Source organism: Psychrobacter sp. PSP, from assembly GCF_024085615.1.
In the GTDB taxonomy this organism is placed as follows: Bacteria; Pseudomonadota; Gammaproteobacteria; order Pseudomonadales; family Moraxellaceae; genus Psychrobacter; species Psychrobacter pacificensis.
The window spans coordinates 451493-470738 of the sequence record NZ_JABLTF010000021.1 but is presented as its reverse complement, the minus strand read 5'-3'; the positions used below and the strand labels follow the sequence as shown (position 1 = coordinate 470738).

The window sequence follows — 19246 nt, the reverse complement described above, 5'->3', positions numbered from 1 at the left end:
AAATTAAAAAAGGAATATTATGCCAACCGCTGCCCCATCACCGCTGCTTTCCGACAGTTTAAGAGGACTGGGCTTGGATACGGGAACGTTATTTTTTGCGCTCAACTATGAATTTACTAAGATCGAGCCAAAAGGGTTGTTTAAACGTTTTAAAAAGGACAAAAGCGCGGTAGATATCGACTTGGCTTGTGTATTATATGATGACAATTGCATCATTAGTGATATTGTCTGGTTCAAACAATTACGTGACAAAGCTGAATCCGTCAAGCACCAAGGAGACAGTCTAAATGGCAAGGATCGCGGAGAGCAAGCCATGTATTTGGCTCCGCTTGATCAAGAACAAATCAGACTAGAGCTAGCAGAAATTCCCTTACATATCACTCATATCGCTTTGATTGCCAACTCCTATCACGGGCACTCACTCTCTAGGGTTAAAAAAGGTGAGATTCATTTGAGTGATGATGAGGGTAACCGCTGTTTTGAAGTCAACCTAAAGCAGCTCCCACGTGATTGTAAAACGCTTTGGGTGGCTCATTTGCGCCGATCCGTTGATGACTGGCATTTAACCCTACAAAATTTACCACTGAGCGCAGAAGATCTCTCAAAAGCGGCGCAAGAAGTTGCGCATGAATTGGCACGGGCGCTACCGATTCCTCAAGGAATATAGCGTCAGTCGATCATAAAATCTAAAAAGGGTACTGCATCTCAACCACACAGTACCCTTTTATGTTTCCTGACAAATATACTTGTTTCTAGAAATCTTAAGCATAAATTTCTATGATTGCCTGATAGATACTAAGCTATAAAACCTCACCGCAATGCGGGCAAAAATTCTTTTGACGCACCTCCACTTCTTTTTCGCGCCGCTCAAGCTCTTGCTCACGTAGCACTTGCAGTACAATATTTTGTGCTTGCTCTTTATCCAGTCCCAACTCTCGGCGAATCTTGTCAATCATCATCTGATTTTGTACCAAATCAAAATCACTATCGATCAGCTGCTCACGAAAATGCTGCTCCAGCTCTTCACGGCGTTGTACCAATTCATTTGCCAGACCTGTCGCCAGAATACCTGCAGGCAGTGCCGCCAAACCCACACCCAATATCGTAATAATAGCACCCAATATCTTGCCAGCATTAGTGATTGGTGTGACATCTCCATAACCCACGGTCGTGAGCGTTACTACAGCCCACCACATCGCCTTGGGTATTGACTCAAACTCTTCTGGCTGCGCATGGTTTTCGACCAAATAAATGCCACTCGAGGCAGTCACAATCATAATAATCAATATAAAAATAACCGCTTGGAACGAACCGCGCTCTTTACTGATGACCACTAGCAGGATACGCATGGACGCAAAATAGCGGGTCAGTTTGAGAATACGGAACAAACGCAAAATACGTAAGAAACGCAGATCAATATTGACGAAGAAATTTAAGAAGGCTGGAACAATGGCTACCAAGTCAATGAGTGCGGAAGGACTTCTGATCCAATCCCAACGCTGTTTCCACGTTGTATTGTCCGGTTTGGCTTCAGCAACACTCCATAGTCGCAGCAAATATTCAATAGAAAAGACCACAATAGAGAAGTTTTCAAACCAAGTAAAATAATTTTGATAAGGGTAGTACCAGCTGTCAACTGACTCAGCAATCACAGCTGCCACATTGGTCATAATCAAAAATATGAGAAAATAATCAATATAGCGGCTAAATAAAGTGTCATGTTCATCATTTTGCAACGTATCATAAACAAAATGACGTAAGCGCCTTATAGATTGGAGTAGCATGCCGTCCCTATTCGGTGAAATACCGGTATTATATAAATAAAATAAATTAACTGCCTTGCAAGGTGTTCAAGCGCTCTATCATCAAAAGCGCACGCTTTATTCAATGCGCTTTTATCAATGCACTTTGATCAATACGAAAATATCAACTATTTGACATGACCCAGCATGGCATTGGCTTATCGCCTGTTCATCAGCAGCCGCTATAGTCAATCAATATTAAAAGTGGTACAAGGCAGACGAGTGCAAGTACTACAGTAGTAGGTTAAACGAGTCTAACGCTGTAACACTTTAATAGTGGTTCGACTATATTATGTCCCATGTAGATAATAAAGATAGACTGCTATTAATAGCACCAATGCGGTGCCTACTACTGATAATCGTAAAAACTGCTCATCAGCGGGCAATTGCTGGCTGATGTCTTGAGCAGGTACTAAAAATAAATGGCACTCAGGGCAACAAGAATCTACCTGATTCAATATTTTGGTAGAACGGGCGTTCTTACAACGTAGTGGGGAGTTGCTACAATAACCAAGCATAATACGTACGCCTTTTATCAAATCATGAATATCAATTCAGTAAGCCGTCACCATTTATTTCCAATTCTACCGTTTAGACATTAGCAATAATCAATATATAGTTGATCCAATTTAAGAGTGGTACAAGGCAACCGAGTGCAGATGTATACGTCATACTTCAAGCGAGGTTAACGCTGTAACGCTTTTTTAGTGGATTGACTATAATTCTTATCTACCCATTTTCAGAGTATCACAACAGGCTTATACCCTACCTCACAATAATCAATTTTTTTAAATAATCAAAATAATTATACCGTTATCGCCTTTACTATAAATAATTAAATAAAACTTAGTAAAGCATAATTAAAACCTTACAGGAATTGTGGTTTTATACTATAATAGAGTCATAATGTTACCGCTTTATCATCCATTATAACATTATGTATCAGTGTGCAATGTCATCCCTCATTAGCACTGATAACCTTTTAATATATTAAGGAACCAAATCATGAAACTACAATCCCTAGTTTTAGCCGCTGCCACTGCCCTTACCATGACCACTGCTTTTGCCGTACCTGCTGGCACTTGGTCTATTGCGGCTGGTGCACATTATGTTGACCCTAAAAGTGATAATGGCACTCTAGATAATGGTTTGTCTGTTGATGTTGACGGCGATATACAGCCAACTATTAGTGGTGAGTATTTCATTGCCAACAATGTCGGTGTTGAGCTACTCGCAGCACTTCCATTTCATCATGATTTTGATCTAAACAGTGCGGATGGCACACAAGTTTTAACAGGTAAAACCCAACATTTACCACCAACTCTTTCTGTGCAATATCACTTTGATAATGACATGATGCCAATGAATGTGAAGCCTTTTGTCGGTGTGGGTGTCAATTACACCACATTTTTTAAAGAGCGTATTTCTAACGGCGCAGATTTAGAGTTTGATGACAGTGTCGGCGTTGCAGGTCATGTCGGCATTGATATCCCTTATGCACCAACTGAAGCTTTCCGTATCGATGCGCGTTATATGGACATCAAAACAGATGCTACTTTAGATGGCAGTGACATCGGTGAAATCGATATCAGCCCTTGGGCATATGGCATTGCATTTGTTAAACAGTTTTAATCACAAATCGTATTAAACTCGATGATCTAAGTATAAAAAGCCAGCGCTGATGCTGGCTTTTTTTTGGCTGATAGTTACTCATATCTAATACAGTACTGCTCAAAAAAAAGACCACCCTTAGGCAGTCTTTTTTTGGTTTTAGTTTTTAAAGTAGCGTATCAGCTATAGCAAAATACGGCGTGGATCAGCAAGCAATGTAGCAACATAGCGAGTGAATACCGCTGCATCCGCACCATTGATGACGCGGTGGTCATAAGACAATGATAATGGCAGCATCAAGCGCGGCTCAAAAGTTTGCTTAGCGTCATTCCAAACTGGCTGCATGGTCGCTTCTGATGCGCCCAAGATGCCTACTTGTGGCCAGTTGACCAGTGGCGTGAATGATGTACCGCCCAAGATACCTTGGCTTGATATGGTAAAGCTGGCACCTTGCATATCTTTAGTAGTGAGCTTTTTATCACGGGCTTTGCCTGCAAGCTCACCAATTTCAATCGCGATCTGCTTGATGCCTTTGTCCTGTGCATTTTTAATCACAGGAACCACTAGGCCGTCATCAGTCGCAACCGCAATACCCATGTTGACACTCTTACGTAAGATAATTTGTGTATTATCGTCGCTCAAATGACTGTTGAAACGTGGATGCTGAGTCAAGGCGTAAGCAGTTGCTTTAACAATAAAGGCCAAAATAGTCAGGCCAATACCTTGCGCCTTCATGTCACCCTTTAGCTCACCGCGTAGTTTTTCAGTTTCGGTGATATCAGACAAATCAAACTGTGTCACTTGCGGTAGATAGGTATTGTAGTTCAGCTGCGGGATTGACACTTTTTGCAAGCGGCTTAAATCTTGGGTTTCTGTTTCGCCCCAGATTTCAACATTGCTCATATCAGGTAGTTTTGGCAGACCTGAGCTAACAGCACCCTGAGCAGCTGGTGCGGCTTGTTGGGTGGTCAAACGGTTTTTAACATGCGCAAACAGATCTTCTTTTAGAATGCGATCGTTTAGTGCTGAACCCTTTACCTGTGTGATATCGACACCAAGCTGACGAGCCAATTTACGTACAGCAGGACCTGCATATACATCAACCAACTTTTCATTGACTTCCGCTTCGCTCAATTTTTTGCCCGCAGGTGCAGCAGTTGAGGTCGGTGCAGGCGCTTGCTTTGGCTCGCCTGTTGGGGCTGGCTGTGACTTGCTTTCAGTTTTCGGTGCAGGCTTGTCCGCTTTATCTTCAGTTTTAGCAGTATCCGCTTTCGGTTTTGCCTTAGGAGTACCTGCCGCTTTAATAACGATAAAGTCTTGACCGTTGGCAATAGTGTCACCAGCATTAACCAAGATTTTTTCAACTACGCCTGCTTCTGGTGCAGGCACTTCGACTGAGGCTTTATCTGACTCAATCAGTAGGATAGACTCATCGGCACTGACCGTGTCGCCTACACTCACCATAATCTCAGCCACTTGCGCTTCATCAACGCCTATATCTGGCAGTGCATGGGTAGTCGATGCGCCTTCGCCAGCATCATCAGTCGCTTCTTCTGCATCTGCATCATCTTCAACAGGTGCGTCTTCATTATTATCGTCTGCTTGTTCTGAATCAGTTACTTCTTCGGCAGTATCGTCATTATCATCGCTTGCGTCAGCACTCTCTACTTCGATCAATACCATGCCTTCGCTGACTTGATCGCCGATGGCGACATTGATTTTGGTGACTTTACCAGCAGCAGAGCTTGGAACTTCAACTGACGCTTTGTCAGACTCTAACAAAACGATGTTGTCATCTTTTGCGATGACATCACCCACTGCTACCATAATTTCGCTGACTTCAGCACTATCGACACCCAAATCGGGGGCTTTAATGTCCATGTTTTATCTCCTAGTCTTATGATTATTATTCTTTGACATCACCGTCATTGAGCAAGGGCGCATCTGCTTGATCTTCGGCGCGGCCTTCATTGCTGATATCTTCATCGTCTTCAGCAACGAACTCAGGCACAGGACTTGGGTTGACTTTGCCTGGTGCAGGTGCATCTGGAGAATGATCATAATAAGACTGTTGGTGCCATGCAGGTGGCTGATCCGCATCGATGCCTAAGCTTGAAATCGCATCTTTGACTAAGCGCATTTCGACTTCACCCTCATCCGCCAAGCGCTTAAGCGTGGCGACAACGATGTGAGCCGCATCAACGTTAAAGAAGCTGCGTAGGTTCTCGCGTGTATCAGAGCGGCCATAACCATCTGTGCCAAGCGTGGTATAAGGACGGTTGTCTGGTAACCAAGCACGAATTTGCTCTGAGTAGTTACGCATGTAGTCAGTGGCTGCAACTACGATGCCTTCGTGCGGTGCTAATTGCTCAGTAACCCATGGCACTTTTTCTTCATCCATTGGATGTAGACGGTTGTAGTCGTCACAAACCATACCATCACGAGTCAACTCGTTGAAGCTGGTGACACTCCAAACGTTTGATGTGATATTGAACTCATCTTTTAGGATCTGAGCCGCTTTTTGTACTTCACGTAGAATCACGCCTGAACCCAATAGCTGTACCTGAGTTGAGCCGTTGTCTTCAAGTAAATACATACCGCGCTTGATACCTTCCTCGCTTCCTTCTGGCATGGCAGGCTGGTCGTAGTTTTCGTTCATTAGCGTTAGGTAATAATAAACGCGCTCGCCTTCTCCGTACATCCGGCGTAGGCCATCATGTACGATGACCGCCAACTCATAACCATAGCAAGGGTCATAGCTCACGCAGTTCGGTACGGTGTTAAACAAAATCTGCGAATGGCCATCTTGATGCTGTAAGCCCTCACCATTCAAAGTCGTACGACCCGCAGTAGCCCCTAATAAGAAGCCTTGTGCCTGACAGTCACCTGCTGCCCACGCCAAGTCACCTATGCGCTGGAAGCCAAACATCGAGTAATAGATGTACATCGGAATCATTGGTAGCGCGTTCACAGAGTAACTGGTTGCCAAAGCAATCCATGTACTCATCGCACCCGCTTCGTTGATACCTTCTTCTAACATATGGCCATCGATGGCTTCTTTATAGCCCATCAATGCTTCGCTATCTTCTGGCGTATATTTTTGTCCGACCGCAGAGTAAATACCCAATTGACGGAACATACCTTCTAAACCAAAGGTACGCGCTTCGTCTGGTACGATTGGTACCACGCGATCTTGGATGTCTTTGTTTTTCAGCATGGCTGATAACAGACGTACAAATACCATCGTCGTTGATTGTTCTTTACCGTTACTACCCTTTAATACGCGATCAAATATCGATAGCTCAGGGATGTTCAGCGGAATATGGCCACTACGGCGGTTTGGCAGATGACCACCCAATGCTTCACGGCGACCTTTTAGATACTTCATCTCTGCCGAACCTTCTTCAGGACGGTAGAATGGTAGGGTCTCTAATTGCTCATCGGTAAATGGCAAATCAAAGCGATCACGGAAATAAACAAGCGCCTCTTGATCAAGTTTCTTGATTTGATGCGATTTATTGACCGCTTGTGTTGTGCTTGACAAACCATAGCCTTTGACAGTTTTGACCAGTACGACCGTTGGCTGACCTTTGGTTTTCATCGCTTCGCTAAACGCAGCGTACACTTTTTGTGGATCATGTCCACCACGGTTTAGGCGTGCAATGTCTTTATCAGTCAATGCATCTGCCATTTCTTTTAATTCAGGATATTTACCAAAGAATTCTTTGCGAGTAAATTCAGGCGTACGCGCTTCATATAGCTGGTATTCACCATCGACCACTTCTTCCATACGATGTTTGAGCACGCCAGTATCATCATTGGCAAGCAGGCTATCCCATTTACCACCCCAAATGACTTTAATCACACGCCAGCCAGCACCGCGGAATACCGACTCTAGCTCTTGAATAATTTTACCATTACCACGGACTGGGCCATCAAGACGCTGTAGATTACAGTTAACAACCCAAATTAGATTGTCCAGCTTCTCACGACCAGCAAGAGAGATTGCGCCCAAGCTTTCTGGCTCATCCGTCTCACCATCACCTAAGAATGCCCAAATTTTACGGCCTTCTTTTTCGAGCAAGCCACGGTTTTCCATGTAACGATGCACGTGAGCATGATAGATCGACATGATCGGACCTAAGCCCATTGATACCGTTGGGAACTGCCAATAGTCAGGCATCAAATATGGATGAGGATAGCTTGATAAGCCTTTACCACCCACTTCACGGCGGAAGTTATCAAGCTGATCTTCGGTTAGACGACCTTCTAAATAAGAACGTGCATAGATACCTGGCGCGGAGTGACCTTGATAATAAATCATATCACCACCGAAATGATCACTTGCGGCTCGAAAAAAATGGTTAAAGCCTGTCTCATACAGCGTGGCACTAGAGGCAAATGTCGCCAAATGACCACCTAAATCGTCATCGTTTTTGTTGGCACGCATCACCATCGCCAAAGCGTTATAACGAATCAGCGCACGGATCTTACGCTCAATGGTCAAGTCGCCAGGATACATCGGCTCGTCCTCGACTGCGATGGTATTGATATAAGCAGTATCAAGGCGGTTGAATGGCAGGCCTTCTTGCACCGCCATATTGTATAAGGCTTTTAGTAAAAACTGCGCGCGATCTTTGTCTGCATGTTTGATCACAGACTCAAAGGCTTCAAGCCATTCTTGGGTTTCGGTGCTGTCAGCATCCTTGTAATAATTCATTGTTGTCGATCCTTTTATATCAGTCATACCTACCTATCTAGACGGTAAGGCTTTGTTAAATACTGGTGTGAAGTGAGATATCGGTTTACTTATGACTTCCTTGATATGTCCAAGCATTCCCTTGTTTCATACGGTGAGATACAGCTAGATTATACAAAATAGTGCCACTGAGAATTGACATATGCATCAAATGGACGAAACTACAAAACAGATCATACTGTTGTCCCTGTATATTCAGTCATGAATGATTTTGATACTCTATTATAAGCGTTTGCGAGGCAATTGTTTATGGCTGTAGAGAAATGGATAAATAACAAGTATTTTTTAAATAAATAATGATTAGTTTTTTTAAAAATGACTATCAATCATTTGCTAAACTATATCTATTCAACCTTGCTGAATGTATAAAAATTAATATCGTCTCTGTAGTAACAGTTTGAATTACTAAATAATTACTAAATAGATATTATTTGATTAAACTTTTATGCTATTCATACCCTATAAATAGACTTTCATCTCATTTTTGTATATTAATTGTCACTTAGACGTTATGCTTATCACAAAGCTACATCCAAATTCCATTCTTACTCTCGGAGCTATTATGAAGTCGTCTATTGAACTGTCAGCTTTTAAGTCAAGAGTAACGCGTTGGATAGCTATACCATCTTTATTAATACTGATACCTAATTATTTGGCTTTTGCAGCAATAACAACATGTCCAGCTGGTTACATTTCTGATGAGTTTTCAAGCACTGATTACAGCAACTTAGGATCGACAGCATCACCCCCTATTCTTGGTGTAAACCAACTTTTAAATGGTCTTAAAAGTGAAAGTTACACTGTTGCTTCTAACAGTTTGATTACTACTGGCAGTTTAGATGCAGGCGGCTCAAATTTTTATAGACCTAAAACGCTAGCGGGCAACCTTCAATCATTTGAATTTTTCCAGGATTTTACTAACAAGGCGTCATCTCGTACGGCCTCATATACTTTTAAAAACAGTTTTACCAACGAGTCTCAAGCCCTTACTAATGTCAGTTTAAGTATTTATGATATAGATGTGAACTATGTAGGTTCAACAAGTTCAGGAACTAGGTATTTCGAGTTTTCTGATCAAGTAACTATCACTGGTTTTACCAGTGCAGGTACTAGTGTGACGCCAACTTTAATATATAGAGGCACCGGAATAACGACTACGGCACCCTATCGTCAAACTACCACTACCAGTAGCGTTTTGTGTAGTACAGACTCTGTGGACGAAAGGTGTAAAGTATCCGTTGCTTTTAATCAACCTGTAGTTAGAGTAGATGTAACTTATGGTAATAATCCTGATTTAAACTATTATGACTTTAGCAATTTCGGTAACCCTGGTGATCAGCTAATCAACATTGTATTTGATGGTTACTGCTACTTGCCACAGCCACGCCTAACATATACTAAAGTGCTCTCTTCTTCTCGTAAAACAAATACCGATCAATTCACTGTTCAAATCAAGGACAATGCAGATAACTCCGTCGTTACCAGTGGTATTAACTCAGTTACTACAACGGGTTCAGGTAATACAGTTACTACGGGCACAGGTACTACAGGAACTTTCAAGGTTAATCCTACCAAGACTTATACATTGACAGAGGCGGTCTCAGGAACGACAAATTTAGCAGACTATACTGCGTTATATGCATGTAGAAGATCGGATGGTACAACCGTTACGACTTTAGACCCAAAGAATCTAAAGCTTACATACGGAGATAGTTGGACATGTACAATCACAAATGATAGATCTAACTACGTATTCTCAGGCACCGTATTTAACGATAACGGTAATGTTTTAAATCCATCTAAGGATGATATATCTAGCAAGTACTTAAATAATAGCCTTTATTTCAATGGCAAATACGACTCACCAACTGAATCTGGGATCCCCTTTACCACTGGTCACACCATTACTTTGAATAAATGTGCCGGTGATAGTGGTACGTTCTCACCTCAGACGGTAAACATCGGTAATGATGGAACCTATAGTTTTAGCTTGACGCCAGCACAAGTAGGTAGTTACACAAGACTCTGTGTCACTCAGAATGAACCTAGTAATTATACATATTCTGTAGACACGACAAGCGATGTGCGACAAATAAACATCATTAATAGTCAGTACAACTATCCTAGCAATGATTTCGGTGATGTTATTCAAGAAAATGCTGCATTGGTATTGATCAAAAGTCAGTATATTCATGACTGTAGTCTAAATAACCTTGCCACAATTGGTGTTAATTATGAAGGTAGTGCTAGCAGCGCGTATAGTATAAAACCAATATCTGGCATTGTGCCAGGACAATGTATCGCTTATAGAATTGAAGCTATCAATCGAGGTAATGTTTCTCTGACAGATATTGTTATCAAGGATAAGCTACAGAGTAAAAACGACTCTAATAATTCGCTAATTACTTCTACCTTAGTTAATCCAATACCTATTGGTGAAAATAGTGGCACTCCATCATTTGCAACAAACTCAGTATCTATTGGCAACAACGGTACAGTGATCACCAATACTTTTTCCTTAGGTGCTACTACAGCCACTCGCCGTCAGGCCATTCGTTTTAATACTAAATATGGTACTACCATTAGTAACTAAACACCTGTGTATCGAATTACTGAGTACTCAATCAAGCCCTGTCTTCTTAGACAGGGCTTTTACCGTTTGGTCATCTTGAAATACCATTTATCATCTTTATAATTGATACTTGTATCGATTACGTTACAATAGCTTAAAAGGGAATGTATGTTTTTTACAGACGACCCTGATAACAAATGATAGACAGTTTCACGGCAGCCCAAAGCATCAATATCCCAATGATAGTAACGGTATAAGAAAGGATTTTATATGAAACGTTTCAAGATTCTACGCAATATTCTATTAGCTACTATAGCTTCTAGCTCTTTACTAAATGTAGCACATGCTGATGATGCTCTAAAAATGGAACTAACAGCCAATCAAGTCATAAAGAATGCGGAAGGTAAAACAGTCTATACGCCGGTACGCACCGCACCGGCAGGTACTGTGATTCAGTATAAAGCGAATTATACCAATACCATCAATAAAGATATTAACGATTTAATGGTGACGCTACCTATTCCTGCCAATATGACATTTACTGGCGATGCGATGCCTGCAAGTGCACAAGCCAGTATTGATGGTGAGAATTACGCTGATATACCACTTATGCGTAAAGTCGATGGCAAAATGGTCAAGATTCCATATTCTGAGTACCGTACTTTGCGTTGGAATATTAAGTTATTGCCAGCGAAAAAGTCAGCTGCCGTTGCTCTCAATACCACCGTTAATTAGTTCAATAGACATTAAACTTTCACTCTTTTAACGTTTCAATTTTTAATTTTAACTCTGGAGCATTATATGAAATCAAATACTTTTAACTACAGCTTACTTGCTGTCGGTGTCGCCGCAGTAATGGGTGTGTCTACTGGCGCTAATGCAGCGACCCCAGCTGCCGCTGTAACAGCAGGCGCTGCGCCAATTAATAACGTAGCAACTGCAAGCTACAGTATTGCTGGCGTCAGTCAGCCATCTGTAACCTCTAACACAGTAACCGTTAACGTTAGCGAAACGGCTAACTTTGCACTCACATCGACTGTTGATGATGGTAGTATTGGTGACGATACTGCTATCAATCAGACTGCTACGCCAGGTGGTACAACTACCTTTACTCATAATTTAACCAACACGGGTAACGTGACGGATACTTATACCATTAACACCACAGGTAATGACTCATCACTAGTAACGGCTACTCCAGACTACCCTTTAGGTACTGCGCCTGTTACGTTTACTATTGTACAAGCAGATGGTACTGCTCTAACTTCTGCTCAAGTCACCGCTTTAGGAACTCAAGCACAGACAGGTACCCTAACTAATGGCGGTACTATTAGACTACAGCCAGGTACTAGAGCTAACTTAAGCTACGAAGCAGCTACGCCAGACAATCGTAACGGTAATGACAAAGGTGTAGGCACATTAACAGCGACCAGTACTTTCTTTACTGCTAATAATGCACCTGGTGCGACATTGGTAAACGAAAACCAAACTATCGTGAGATTGCCTACCTTTAAAATTGTAAAAACAGCGACCAGTACTGTCGATTTGACAGTCGCCAACCCACAGATTGCTTATAGTATCGTAGTCACTAACGCGACTACTGACTATAGTGCTGATGCGACTGATATTGTTATCAGAGATGTCCTTCCTGTAGGTTTGAGTTTACCTAATGGCACAGCATCAGACGTGACCGTAACTGGTGGTTCTGGTACCGCTACAATTTCTACTGTTGGTACTCGACAAGCTATTAATGTTGCCGTAGCGAACTTAGCTGTTGGCGCAAGTCGCACGATTACTTTCACGGTTAACGTCGATAGAGATCAGTTTACATCTGCTAATAGTTCAGTAACTAACAACGCAGAAGTCTACGATAAGTTTGTCGGTCCGGTTAGCCCGCTACCTGCTAATCCTGTACTTGGTACTGACTATGATATTTTGGATAGTACAGATAGCACTATAGGTGTTACTAGAGTACCTGATGATGCGGGTGAAGGTAACGGCGCTGGTACAGATACTCCTGGTGTGACTAACTTTACCAGACGAGCGGTTGTGTTGAGCAATCCAACGACTAGAGAAATTCCCCCTGCCTCAGGTACTGCTAGTCAAGCGACTCATTCAACTCTCATTACTAACAGCGGTCAAGATGGTGAAGGTACCAATGCTAACCCATTGACTTTCACTATTGCTGATGGTGGCAATAATGGGGCTGTCAGACCTGTTACTGGTCCTGTTAGTGCTACTTATACGCCGCCTGGTAATGGCGCTCCGGTTACTATAACGCTGCAACCTACCGTTGCTGGTGGTAATACATATACTCTTAATGGCACTACACTACCAACCGCTCAATTTCCAAATGGTATTGCACCTGGTGGCACATTAGCAATCAACTACAAAGTGTCGTCGGGCAATGTAGCTGCTCCTGCAACTGTTGCTGATGCTGCAGCTGTTGGTAGCACTGAAACTTCTGTTGTAACACTAACACCTGCTGGTATTAATGCACCTGCTGCTACTACAGTGACTGATACGACTAACGTTAGAGGCTTAACTTTAGTGAAGTCTCAAGCATTAGATGCGACTTGTTCAAGTACGGTTGCTGCAAGTACCTTTATTCAGACTGCGATCGATGCGAAACCTGATCAGTGTGTTATCTATCGTATTCAGGCGACTAATACTTCTTCAGCAGCGTTAGGTTTTAATCTTAACGATTTAACCATTTCGGATTTGTTGTCTAACTTTTCAGCTGGTGCGGATTTAGTAGCTGGTTCACCTGCTACTTCTGCGACTGCCTCATCTACTGCAGGCATAGCTAGTACTACCAGTACTGCAGTTCTTGGTACTAACTATACCCTAGTTCCTCAGGGCGTTGGCACCTTGACTTTTAAAATCAAAATTAAAAACGCTCGTTAATTGATATTTAACATTTTAAAGTCTATAAGCTTCACAAGACGCTTATAGACTAACGCTCCAGCTTGACCTAATTGATTTTGATGAGCCAAGCTGGAGAATTACTATCCGACCCTTTTATGTTTTATTGGATAAGCGACATATGACTAAATCTTTAATGACACCGTCTAATCGTATTACGTTGCATACAGCGAAGATCTCTGCGCTGACGGCTGCAATGTTGCTTATGCAATCAAATATGGCGTTTGCTGCGCCCACCACTCTCGTACAAACTATCAACAATATCGCTAATGCTTCTTATGACGTCAATTCTATCAAACAAAATAGCATTTCAAACCAAGTTCAAATCAAAGCCTCTGCCTTATCTGAATATGGTATTAACTTAACTCAGCAACCTGTGCGTACTGTTGCACCCAACACACTGGTGAATTGGGTTAATGTTCTTAGTAATACTAGCTATAGTGATCAGACTGTTGAGCTGACGCTTGATGTATCGCCAACTCTATCTAATTTGAAAGTTTATCAAGACTTGAATAAAAACGGCATTGTCGATAGTGGTGATACACAACTGATTCTTGATAACATGAGTGCCCAAATCAAGCTTGGTCAGAGTGAAAACATTCAGTTTATTGTGCAAGCTCTATCAGATGCTAATGGTAAGGATGGAGATACGGCTGACATTAAGATTGGTGCAGTTGTCTTAGAAGACCCGTCAGTGACTAGCGTGAGTGCGACCGATAGTTTAGTCATTATCGAATCTGGTATCAAATTCACCACCCCTAAATTTGATGAAAGCAAAACGATTTCACAAATTAATGATGACGTTTATGTCAGTGCCAGCTATGCGCAATGTAATGTACAAACTGACAAGCCTGATCAAGTATGGGTAACCATCAAATCACCAAAAACTGGAGATAGCTATTCACTTAAAGCTATAGAAACCGGTAATAACACAGGTAAATATCAGCTATCAGCAGCCACTCAAAATAACGCTAACGCTATTGACGATAAGCTTATCCAAACGTTGAACAACGACACATTGACTGTCAGTTTAGATGCTTGTATCGCCCCTTCGGTTGGTACTGGTGCTGATGAACTGCCGAACGCGTCTGACTTCACCGTGCGTATCAGTGACCTGAGCTCACAAATTAATATCGTCGATGACAACCCAGCTTTAGTTGTCACAAAGGAAAGTGACGTAAAAAGTGCTGAACTCGGCGATTATGTCAGCTACACCATCAATATCACGAACAATGGTAACGCTACTGCTTACGATGTACAGCTAAAAGATGCCTTACCACGTGGTTTTGACTACGTTGAGAATAGTGTACGTGTTAGTCCAACGACTGATATTGATATCAATCAAGCACAGACCACCGAGTTTAAAGCTGATGGTAAATATCAGGTATTGAACTTAGGAAACATGGCAAATGGCGAAAGTAAAAAAATTACTTATCGTGTGCTTGTCGGTGCTTCATCACTAGGTGGTGATGGTATCAACCGCGCAATCGCAGTTGCTAACAATGAGCAAGGCCAAAGCTTAGTATCAAGAGAAGCACAGTGGAAAATCGACGTAGAACGCGGCGTCATGAATACTGACGGTATCATCATTGGTAAGGTCTATCACGATATCAACCGCGATGGTATCCAGCAAAAAGAAGACGGCGAGCTTGGGGTTGCTGGTGTCCGTATTTATATGGAGAACGGCAACTTCATCGTTACTGATCCTGAAGGTAAGTACAACTTTTATGGGGTCAGTGCCAAAACACACGTACTAAAAGTAGATAGCACTACGATCCCTAGAGAAACAGAGCTGCTCACCCAAAGCAACCGTAATGCGGGTGATGCTGGCAGCCGTTTCGTTGACCTAAAATATGGCGAGCTACATCGTGCAGATTTTGCGATTGTGGGCGGCATGGGCGATAGTACTGAGCGTCTGAACGCCGAGCTAATCGCTCGTAGCAAATCAGTGAGTGCTAAGAATGATACGCTAGAGCAAGCGGTAAAAACAGCGCTAACATTAGAGCCAAACTACGATGCCGACACGACTGATAATGTCGATGCAAGTGGCTGCAATATCAATGGCGACCTAGACCTTGGTAACAACTGTGATTCTGCTATTGTCAACGATATGATTGGGGATGCGACCAATCGTGTAGACATGGCCGTGACAACGGTTGCACCTCCAGTAGAAAAAGAGCTCGAAGAATATCTAAAAGAAGTGGCTAACAATAATGTCACCTTCATTAACCTAAATGAAGGTCAACAGCTCAGTACTTACAAGCAGATGGTGCAGGTACAAGCACCACTTGGTTCAATATTTACTCTATACGCCAATGGCAAAGCGATATCAGAGAAGCAAATCGGTAAAACTGCTGAGCAAGAAAAGCAAAATGTAATGGCTTTTGACTATTATGCGGTTGACCTAAAACGCGGACGCAATACTCTACGTGGTGTGGCAACTGACATCAATGGCAAAACTATTTCCGAGCAGACCATCACCGTATTGACACCTGATAGTCTGCAAGCGATTGATTATCGTACGCAAGCACAACTAGTCCCAGCAGATGGTATCAGCGAATATCAGGTTGTTATTAGTCTAAAAGATCGCGACAATCGCCCCTATATCGGTACTACTTCTCTTACACTTGATACTAATATCGGTCGTATCAATCTGAAAGACAGCAGCCAAGATCAAGCCGGTACCCAAGTTACTGTATCAGGGGGTGAGCTATTAATACCAGTCATCGCGCCAAGCGCACCAGGCAAAGGTGAGCTGGTCATCGATACGGGTAGTAGCAAGCAAGTCATTCCACTACAGTTCACTGCCAAGCTGCGTCCACTCATTGCTGTGGGTATCGTCGAAGGTGCTATCTCTCTCAAAGACTTTGATGGCAGCAATATCACAGACGCACAAGGCGCGTTCGAGCAAGAGCTGCATGAAATCTCAGGCAATGATGATTATTCAGCCACTGGTCGTGCGGCAATGTTCTTGAAAGGCAAAGTGCGCGGAGATTACTTGCTGACGTTGGCTTATGACAGTGACAAAAAAGGCGAGCGATTATTCCGTGATATTGAGCCTGGCGAGTATTATCCTGTCTATGGTGACTCATCGGCTAAGGGCTTTGATGCCCAATCAACCAGTAAGCTCTATGTGCGTCTAGACAAAGGCCGCTCGTTTGCTATGTACGGCGACCTAAAAACCCAAATCGACAACGATGAAGGCATTGAGCTTGGTCAGTACAACCGTACATTGACTGGTCTAAAAGCGCAATTTGAAGATAATAATACTCGCGTGACTGCGTTTTTGGCAGAGACCAGTACCAGCCAGCGCGTTAATGAGACTCGCGGCTTAGGTATTTCAGGTCCCTACCCATTGGCGGAGAACTTTGACGCGGTACTAGAAAACTCTGAAATCGTCGAAGTTATCACTCGTGATGCCAATAATCCTGGTCTTATTATCAGTCGTGAGACGCTAACTCGTTTTGCTGATTATGAGATAGACCCGATTAGCCGCAGTTTATATCTAAAATCACCGATTGCGAGTCAAGATCTCGAAGGCAATCCTATCTACATTCGTGTCACAGTAGAAGTGGACGAAGGTGGTGAGGACTATTTGGTTGGTGGTATCGCTGCCAAACAGCAACTGACTAATAAAGTCGCTATCGGTGGTAGCTATATCAATAGCGACGACCCATTGAACAAAGAAGAGCTGGCTAGTGTCAATAGCGTTATCAAGTTCAACGACAAGCTAAAGCTGATCGCTGAATACGCGATGAACAAAGCTGAGAACCCTAATTTTCAGCCAAGCAATCAGATCAACACCACAGAATTAGACGATAATAATGTTGAGGGCAATGCCTTACGTGTCGAGCTTGACTTTGATAATAAGAAAGACACGCGTGCCAAGGCTTATTACAATGATGCAGATGAAGGATTTGTCACTGGTGCATCACCACTGACTGCTGGACGTACGGAGTCTGGCGTAGAAGTCATCCATACATTCAACGACAAAAAAACAGCGTTGAAGTTAGAAGGTGTGCGTACCAAGGATCATACTACTGACGCGAGTCGTGAAGGCGTACAAGCCAGTATCGAGCAACGTTTGAGTGAAAATGTCGTTGGTGAAATCGGTGTGCGTTACTACAAACAAGATGCCACGGCAGCCTCACGCAATACGCAAGCGGCAACAGATGTCGTAGACGTTACTGACGATACGTTATTTAACGATGACATTATCAACCAGTCAGCATTAAATAGCGTTAGTGATGCTGACAAAGACATCGAAGGCACAACGGTTCGTGCCCGTATCACTTCTCGCCTACCCAAGCTAAATAATAGCTTGGTGTTTGCAGAGTATGAGCAAGATATCGAAAATAGCTCACGTAACGCGACGTCCATCGGTGGTGAGACGCCAATCGGTGGCTTGGGTCGTCTGTATGCACGTCATGATTTGATCAATAGCTTGTCTGGTAGCTATGGTCTTGATGATACTGATGAGCGTCAACGTACCGTTGTGGGCTTTGACGTCAATTATATGAAAGACGGTAAAGTGTATAGCGAATACCGCATGCGTGACGCGATCAGTGCGCGTGAAGCGGAAGCCGCTATCGGTCTGAAAAACAAGTGGTATGTACAAGAAGGCCTGACTCTAAATACGTTGCTTGAGCGCGTTGAGTCATTAGAAGGCGAAGAGAACAACACCGCCACGGCGGCAGGTTTTGGCGTTGAGTATCTTGCCAAAGAAAACTACAAAGCATCAGGACGTGTTGAGAAACGTTGGGGCGAGACAAGCGACACCTTACTTGGTAACGCAGGTATTGCCTATCGTTATACCGATGAGATTACCTTATTGGCCAAAGATACCTATTCGCGCATCGACTATAATGATGGTGATCGCACGATTAATCGTTTCCAACTTGGTGCCGCTTATCGTGATTACGACAGCAATCAACTAGACATGCTTGCAAAGCTTGAGTATCGTTTGGATGACAATAACACGGGTGATGATACTTATCAAAAAGACACCACTGTTTGGTCATGGAATGGTAACTACCATCCAACGCGTGCCCTAACCTTGTCTGGTCGCTATGCGGGTAAGTATACAGAATATGAAGCAGACAACATTACCAGTGACAATACTGCTCATGCCGTTTATGGTCGCGGTCTGTACGATATTAGCGAACGTTGGGATGTTGGTTTGCAAGCGGGTACTTATTGGAATAAGCAAGCAGATGATTTGTCTTATATGTTAGGTGCTGAAGTGGGCTATAGCCCAATGACCAACCTTTGGTTGTCACTTGGCTATAACTTTATGGGCTTTGAAGATGAAGACATCGCCTATGACGACAGTACTCAAGAAGGGGCTTACTTTAGATTGCGCTTTAAGTTTGATGAAAATCTATTCAAGCGTGAAGACCCACGTAAGAACAAGCGTTTAAACAGTGACTCTACGCAAGTTAATACGACTACCTTGTAAGCTAATGATAGCGTCTTAACTCCTGTCTACTGGCAATATAATAAGCGATTAGACAGGAGTCGCAGAGTCAGCCCTAATAATGGTAAATACCCACACTCATTACCTTCAGATAAGGTTTG

Annotated in this window: 10 protein-coding genes; 6 read left to right on the top strand and 4 right to left on the bottom strand. The window is 42.9% G+C overall.

All coding sequences use genetic code 11. The features are described 5' to 3' along the window. The first annotated feature begins 19 nt into the window (after positions 1 to 19). Positions 20 to 667, top strand: coding sequence for a TerD family protein (locus tag HL061_RS13805; RefSeq protein ID WP_071001348.1), 648 nt, complete (start codon positions 20 to 22; stop codon positions 665 to 667). 133 nt (positions 668 to 800) lie between these two features. On the opposite strand, the gene HL061_RS13800 is transcribed toward HL061_RS13805, so the two are convergent. Then, positions 801 to 1784, bottom strand: coding sequence for an ion transporter (locus HL061_RS13800; RefSeq protein WP_212563654.1), 984 nt, complete (start codon positions 1782 to 1784; stop codon positions 801 to 803). Between the two features lie 308 nt (positions 1785 to 2092). Then, positions 2093 to 2320 carry a hypothetical protein gene (locus HL061_RS13795; RefSeq protein WP_143506625.1) on the bottom strand — a complete coding sequence of 76 codons (228 nt, stop codon included), beginning with the start codon at positions 2318 to 2320 and terminating at the stop codon, positions 2093 to 2095. A 487-nt stretch (positions 2321 to 2807) separates the two neighbouring features. On the opposite strand from HL061_RS13795, the gene HL061_RS13790 reads away from it, so the two are divergent. Beyond that, positions 2808 to 3434 carry an OmpW family outer membrane protein gene (locus HL061_RS13790; protein WP_252962998.1) on the top strand — a complete coding sequence of 209 codons (627 nt, stop codon included), beginning with the start codon at positions 2808 to 2810 and terminating at the stop codon, positions 3432 to 3434. A 162-nt stretch (positions 3435 to 3596) separates the two neighbouring features. Here HL061_RS13790 and HL061_RS13785 read toward each other — a convergent pair whose 3' ends face one another. Beyond that, complete coding sequence (locus tag HL061_RS13785; RefSeq protein ID WP_252962997.1) at positions 3597 to 5294, bottom strand: 2-oxo acid dehydrogenase subunit E2; 1698 nt, start codon at positions 5292 to 5294, stop codon at positions 3597 to 3599. Positions 5295 to 5319: 25 nt separating this feature from the next. After that, positions 5320 to 8133, bottom strand: coding sequence for a pyruvate dehydrogenase (acetyl-transferring), homodimeric type (gene aceE, locus HL061_RS13780; protein ID WP_252962996.1), 2814 nt, complete (start codon positions 8131 to 8133; stop codon positions 5320 to 5322). A gap of 601 nt (positions 8134 to 8734) precedes the next feature. Here aceE and HL061_RS13775 point away from each other — a divergent pair. The 4 genes from HL061_RS13775 (at position 8735) to HL061_RS13760 (ending at position 19127) form a co-directional block, all read left to right on the top strand. After that, positions 8735 to 10765: a hypothetical protein gene (locus HL061_RS13775; protein ID WP_252962995.1), complete on the top strand. Its 2031-nt coding sequence runs from the start codon at positions 8735 to 8737 to the stop codon at positions 10763 to 10765. Positions 10766 to 11014: 249 nt separating this feature from the next. Continuing rightward, on the top strand, positions 11015 to 11479 hold the full coding sequence (locus HL061_RS13770) for a hypothetical protein (RefSeq protein WP_252962994.1): 465 nt from the start codon (positions 11015 to 11017) through the stop codon (positions 11477 to 11479). 66 nt (positions 11480 to 11545) lie between these two features. After that, positions 11546 to 13651, top strand: coding sequence for a hypothetical protein (locus HL061_RS13765; RefSeq protein WP_252962993.1), 2106 nt, complete (start codon positions 11546 to 11548; stop codon positions 13649 to 13651). A gap of 139 nt (positions 13652 to 13790) precedes the next feature. After that, positions 13791 to 19127 carry a hypothetical protein gene (locus HL061_RS13760; protein WP_252962992.1) on the top strand — a complete coding sequence of 1779 codons (5337 nt, stop codon included), beginning with the start codon at positions 13791 to 13793 and terminating at the stop codon, positions 19125 to 19127. Positions 19128 to 19246 lie beyond the last annotated feature (119 nt).

Bases quoted from the DNA above. Each gene is read 5' to 3' on its own strand.
- HL061_RS13805 (WP_071001348.1), top strand. From the start codon at position 20: ATGCCAACCGCTGCCCCATCACCGCTGCTTTCCGACAGTTTAAGAGGA.
- aceE (WP_252962996.1), bottom strand. From the start codon at position 8,133: ATGAATTATTACAAGGATGCTGACAGCACCGAAACCCAAGAATGGCTT.
- HL061_RS13800 (WP_212563654.1), bottom strand. From the start codon at position 1,784: ATGCTACTCCAATCTATAAGGCGCTTACGTCATTTTGTTTATGATACG.
- HL061_RS13790 (WP_252962998.1), top strand. From the start codon at position 2,808: ATGAAACTACAATCCCTAGTTTTAGCCGCTGCCACTGCCCTTACCATG.
- HL061_RS13765 (WP_252962993.1), top strand. From the start codon at position 11,546: ATGAAATCAAATACTTTTAACTACAGCTTACTTGCTGTCGGTGTCGCC.
- HL061_RS13775 (WP_252962995.1), top strand. From the start codon at position 8,735: ATGAAGTCGTCTATTGAACTGTCAGCTTTTAAGTCAAGAGTAACGCGT.
- HL061_RS13785 (WP_252962997.1), bottom strand. From the start codon at position 5,294: ATGGACATTAAAGCCCCCGATTTGGGTGTCGATAGTGCTGAAGTCAGC.
- HL061_RS13770 (WP_252962994.1), top strand. From the start codon at position 11,015: ATGAAACGTTTCAAGATTCTACGCAATATTCTATTAGCTACTATAGCT.
- HL061_RS13760 (WP_252962992.1), top strand. From the start codon at position 13,791: ATGACTAAATCTTTAATGACACCGTCTAATCGTATTACGTTGCATACA.
- HL061_RS13795 (WP_143506625.1), bottom strand. From the start codon at position 2,320: ATGCTTGGTTATTGTAGCAACTCCCCACTACGTTGTAAGAACGCCCGT.